This is a genomic window from Streptomyces sp. HSW2009 (assembly GCF_040240285.1).
Classification (GTDB): domain Bacteria; phylum Actinomycetota; class Actinomycetes; order Streptomycetales; family Streptomycetaceae; genus Streptomyces.
The window spans coordinates 1-4,394 of the sequence record NZ_JBEHZD010000598.1 but is presented as its reverse complement, the minus strand read 5'-3'; the positions used below and the strand labels follow the sequence as shown (position 1 = coordinate 4,394).

The window sequence follows — 4,394 nt, the reverse complement described above, 5'->3', positions numbered from 1 at the left end:
CGCCGCGGACCGGCCCGCGCGCGAGGCGCCAGCGGCGGACCCGGGCGCCTGGGAGCAGGCGTGCGCCGAGGACCTCGCCGCCGAGCGCGAACGGCGCCGGGCCCGTTACGGACCGCAGCCGACCAGCGCCGCCGAAGAGCTCCGGAAGTTGGCGGAAACCCTCACCGACAAGCTCTCATCGCTTCAAGGTCCGATCGCCGGCGCCGCCGCCCAGACCGTCATGCGCCAACTCATCGGCCAGGCGAAGGCCGCCGTCGAGCCGGTCATCGAGCGCAACCCCGACGTCTTCGACCACCTGGCCACGGCCGGCTCCGAACTGCTCGCGGCGGCCCGGGCGGCGGTGACGGGCCAGGAGCAGCGCTGGACGCGCGACGACGACCAGGCCGCACGCGAAGGCGCGCCCGCAGCGGAGCCCGGGACCAAGAAAGACGGCGGCCGAGACGATACGCCTCCAGGAAGTGAACGCATCGACCTCGACTGAGGCCGCCCTCCGGTACGGTTAGCCCGGCGGGGATCGACCGAAGACTGAGGGACATATGGGACTCACCATCGGCGTTGACATCGGCGGCACGAAGATCGCGGCGGGCGTGGTCGATGAAGAGGGCACGATCCGAGCGACGTGTCAGGTCCCGACCCCACCCACCCCCGCGGGCGTCGTGGACGCCATCGCCGATGCGGTACGGACGGTCAGCGCCGACCACGAGGTGGAGGCGGTCGGCATCGGCGCCGCCGGCTACGTGGACGACAAGCGCGCCACCGTGCTGTTCGCGCCCAACATCAATTGGCGCCACGAGGCGCTCAAGGACAAGGTCGAACAGCGGGTCGGGCTGCCCGTCGTGGTGGAGAACGACGCCAACGCCGCCGCCTGGGGCGAGTACCGGTTCGGCGCCGGGCAGGGCCACGACGACGTCATCTGCATCACGCTCGGCACCGGGCTCGGCGGCGGCGTCATCATCGGCAACAAGCTGCGCCGCGGGCGGTTCGGGGTGGCCGGCGAGTTCGGGCACATCCGGGTGGTGCCGGACGGCCTGCTGTGCGGCTGCGGCAGTCAGGGCTGTTGGGAGCAGTACGCGTCGGGGCGGGCCCTGGTGCGGTACGCCCGCCAGCGCGCCGCGGCGGCCCCCGAGAACGCCACCGTCCTGCTCGGCCTCGGCGACGGCACCCCGGCCGGCATCGAGGGCAAGCACGTGAGCCAGGCCGCCCGCAGCGGTGACCCGGTGGCCATCGACTCCTTCCGCGAACTCGCCCGCTGGGCCGGCTCCGGCCTCGCCGACCTGGCCTCGCTCTTCGACCCGTCGGCGTTCATCGTCGGCGGCGGCGTCTCGGACGAGGGCGACCTGGTGCTCGACCCGATCCGCAAGTCCTTCCGCCGCTGGCTGGTCGGCGGCCAGTGGCGCCCGCACGCCCAGGTGCTCGCCGCCCAACTCGGCGGCAAGGCGGGCCTGGTGGGCGCGGCGGACCTGGCCCGCCAGGGCTGATCGGGACCGGCCGGCGGGCCGGCCCGGCGCGGACGGCCGCCCCGCCCTCGCCGCCCGACGGATGCCGATAGGTCCCGCTGGCCCCTTACGTCCGGCACAGGTCGTCGAAGTCGGCGGTAACAGCGGGAACTTGCGTCACACCAGCCTCGTCCGCAACGGTAGGCGCGCATGCCCCGGCACCCCGTAGGTTGTCCCGGGAGATGCCTCGGGGATTGCCCCGACGGCACCGGGGCGCCGCTGCCGTCCGCGCGCGGCGCCCGCGCGTGTCAGCACAGAAGAACATCAGGTCAGGTCCCAGTTCTGGAGTGGCGGAGTGACGCTCGCGGCCGTACGGAGTCCACAGCACGATCTGCCCGCGTCCCACACGGAGCCGGACGGCTCCGTCGTGGTGCGGGTGCTGAGCTACAACATCCGCTCGCTGCGCGACGCCCCGGGCCAGCAGCCCGGCGCCGCCCGGCAGGCGGTGGCCCGGGTCATCCGCGCCACCGCCCCCGACGTGGTGTGCGTCCAGGAGGCGCCGCGGTTCTTCCGCTGGCGCAAGGCGCTGGCGCGGCTGGCCCGCGAAGCCGGGCTGGTGCACGTCGCCGGTGGCGCCACCACCACCGGGCCGGCCATCCTCAGCACCCTGCGCCCGCACGTGGAGCACACCGCCGAGGTCGGGCTGCCACGCACGCCCGGCCTGCCGCGGCGCGGCGTCGCCGGCGCCGTGCTGCGCTTCGGTGACGTCCGGCTCGCCGTGCTGAGCTGCCACTTCGGCCCCGCCGCCGGGGAACGGTACGTGCACGCGGGGCAGTTGCTCGGCCAACTCACCGCCCTCGACGCCCCGTACGCGGTGGCGGCCGGCGGCTTCGGTGAGGGGCCGCAGGGCCGTGCCTTCCAGCGGCTGACCGCGGGGCCGCTGCACGACGCCAGGGAACTCCGCCCGTGGGGCAGCGAGTTCACCGCGCCCGTGGCCCACCCGCACCAGCGCATCGACGCGGTGCTGACCACCGGCGGCGTCGAGGTACTCGGCTGCGGCGTGCCCGACGCGCTCGCCGCCGTCCGCCCCGACGACCTGCACACCGCCGCCGACCACCGGCCCGTACTGGCCGCACTGCGACTGCCGCACCCGGGCGGCCGTACGGACTGACCCCGGCGCGTTGCCGTGACCGTACGGGCCCCGGCGCGCTGGCCTGGCCTGGCCTGCTCGGTGCGGTGCCCGTCGCTCGCCGGGCGCGGGGGAGTGGCGGCGGTACGGCGCGTTCGCGGCTCCCGGCGGGTGTGCGTACGGTCACCCGCCCCCGGCCGGGCCGGTCAGCGGGGCGGGAAGGCGGCCAGCTCGGCGTCCCAGGCGTCGGCCGCCCGGAGCAGGTCCACGGTGGCGACGCGGACCGCGACGAAGTACTGGTAGACGTCCGCGGATTCGGCATCCGGCCGGGAGGGTGGTGCGGCCTCCAGGGACAGGTGCAGGCGGACGGTCGCTCCGTCGTCGCCCCGTTCGGCGAGGCTCAGGGCGAGGACCGGCTCGATGAAGCAGACGTCGGGGGACCACTCCCCGTCGGCGTCCGGGCCGGTCACCGCCGCGGTCCCGGCGGCCACGGCACGCAGCCACACGCCGATCCGACGCGCCTCGTCGGTCAACAGACAGGGGTCGGCGAAGGACCAGGCACCGTCGGGGGTTGCCACCGTCCCCGCGATGACCAGCCAGTTGTCGTCGTACGCGGCGCCCCGTGCCACTGGGAACTGGTAGCGGACCGGGCGCAGCTCGAAACGGTTCACGGGATCGCTCAGCAGCACCGGCCCAGGATGGCACAGGGCCGCACCTGCGGACCGGCTCCCCGGGGCCGTACCCGGACGGGCAGGCGGACCGACGGACGGGCGTCCCGATGGACGGACCGCCGGGCGGGCGGGTCGGCCGAGGCTGTGGGGTCGCTCGGGCCCGCGTGGCCCGTGGCCGGCCGGCGGACCGGCAGGGGCACCGGCTGGGCCCGTCGGCTTCGGTCATGGCGCCGGGCGGTGGCTGCCGCTCTTGCGGGTGATCCGGTGGTACGGAGGGCGACCGGTGCCGCGGGCGAGCTCGGCGGCGGGAGTGTGAGCGGCGGCGACCCGGATGAGCCCGGCGACGCGGGCGCGACCTGCGGCAGCCGCCCGGCCCGGTGGACCGGTGGCAGTCGCCAGTCCGGCACGACCAGCGGCAGCCGCCCGGCAGGTCAGACGACGGCCCGGGTCAGACAACCGCCCGGGCCCGACAACCGTCCGGCCAGCCGGCCAGCCGACGGCCGGCTAAACGACGGCGCCCCGACCCGGGTCGTCGTCCTCCTCGTCCTCGTCGTTGCGCATCCGCATCACCAGGGTCGCGAAGCCGCCGAGGAAGCCGCCCACTCCCAGGGTCGCGATCCACCAGGTGATCTCCTGCCGGAGCACCACCATGATGAGCAGCAGCAGCGGGCCGCCGAGCACCGCGAGCCAGGCGAAGCGCGCCGTGGTGTCCGCGTGCGGGAGCGGTGGGTCCGGCGGTACGAAGTGGCCCTCGTCGGATTCGTCGAAGTCGTCGTCGGAGGGTTCGTCGGGCGTCCAGTCGCGCGGGCCCACGCCCGGCGCGAAGATCACGGAGCTGCCCAGCGGGCGCGCGGCCTGCGGTTCGTCCGCCTCCGCTTCGCCGCCCTTGGCCTCACTGCGGCGGGGCGGCTCGTCATCCGAGCGGCCGAGCGTCTTGTCGGGCTTGCCCGGCGCGATCTCCCGCCCGGGCCCGTCCGTCGCCTCGTCCGGCCCCTTCGGCGCCGACCACGGGGCGACCCCCGGCGGGTCCGGCGGCTCCTCGCCGTAACCGGCCACGATCGCGGCCCAGGCGGCCTCCTCCGCCGCGACCTGCTCCGCGGTGCGCTCCGGGCGCGTGCCGCTGCCGGGCGCCGGTCCGGCCGCGGCTGCCGGCCCGCC

Annotated in this window: 5 protein-coding genes; 3 read left to right on the top strand and 2 right to left on the bottom strand. The window is 75.9% G+C overall.

Annotated features, from left to right (window positions below; all coding sequences use genetic code 11):
- The 3 genes from AAHZ94_RS29240 to AAHZ94_RS29230 all read left to right on the top strand — a co-directional run.
- On the top strand, nt 1-481 hold a 481-nt coding region (locus AAHZ94_RS29240; protein WP_349996670.1), incomplete at its 5' end, for a DUF5304 domain-containing protein.
- A 55-nt stretch (nt 482-536) separates the two neighbouring features.
- On the top strand, nt 537-1,478 hold the full coding sequence (locus AAHZ94_RS29235) for an ROK family glucokinase (protein WP_349996668.1): 942 nt from the start codon (nt 537-539) through the stop codon (nt 1,476-1,478).
- 313 nt (nt 1,479-1,791) lie between these two features.
- The gene (locus AAHZ94_RS29230; RefSeq protein ID WP_349996666.1) at nt 1,792-2,607 is read left to right on the top strand and encodes an endonuclease/exonuclease/phosphatase family protein; all 816 of its coding nucleotides are present in this window, start codon (nt 1,792-1,794) and stop codon (nt 2,605-2,607) included.
- Between the two features lie 164 nt (nt 2,608-2,771).
- Here AAHZ94_RS29230 and AAHZ94_RS29225 read toward each other — a convergent pair whose 3' ends face one another.
- On the bottom strand, nt 2,772-3,254 hold the full coding sequence (locus AAHZ94_RS29225) for a WapI family immunity protein (RefSeq protein ID WP_349996664.1): 483 nt from the start codon (nt 3,252-3,254) through the stop codon (nt 2,772-2,774).
- A 486-nt stretch (nt 3,255-3,740) separates the two neighbouring features.
- Nucleotides 3,741-4,394 (bottom strand): hypothetical protein (locus AAHZ94_RS29220; RefSeq protein WP_502964818.1); only part of this gene is annotated, 654 nt, incomplete at its 5' end.

What these genes read in the sequence shown, in the direction of transcription:
- AAHZ94_RS29235 (WP_349996668.1), top strand. Translation starts at nt 537, where the DNA reads ATGGGACTCACCATCGGCGTTGACATCGGCGGCACGAAGATCGCGGCG.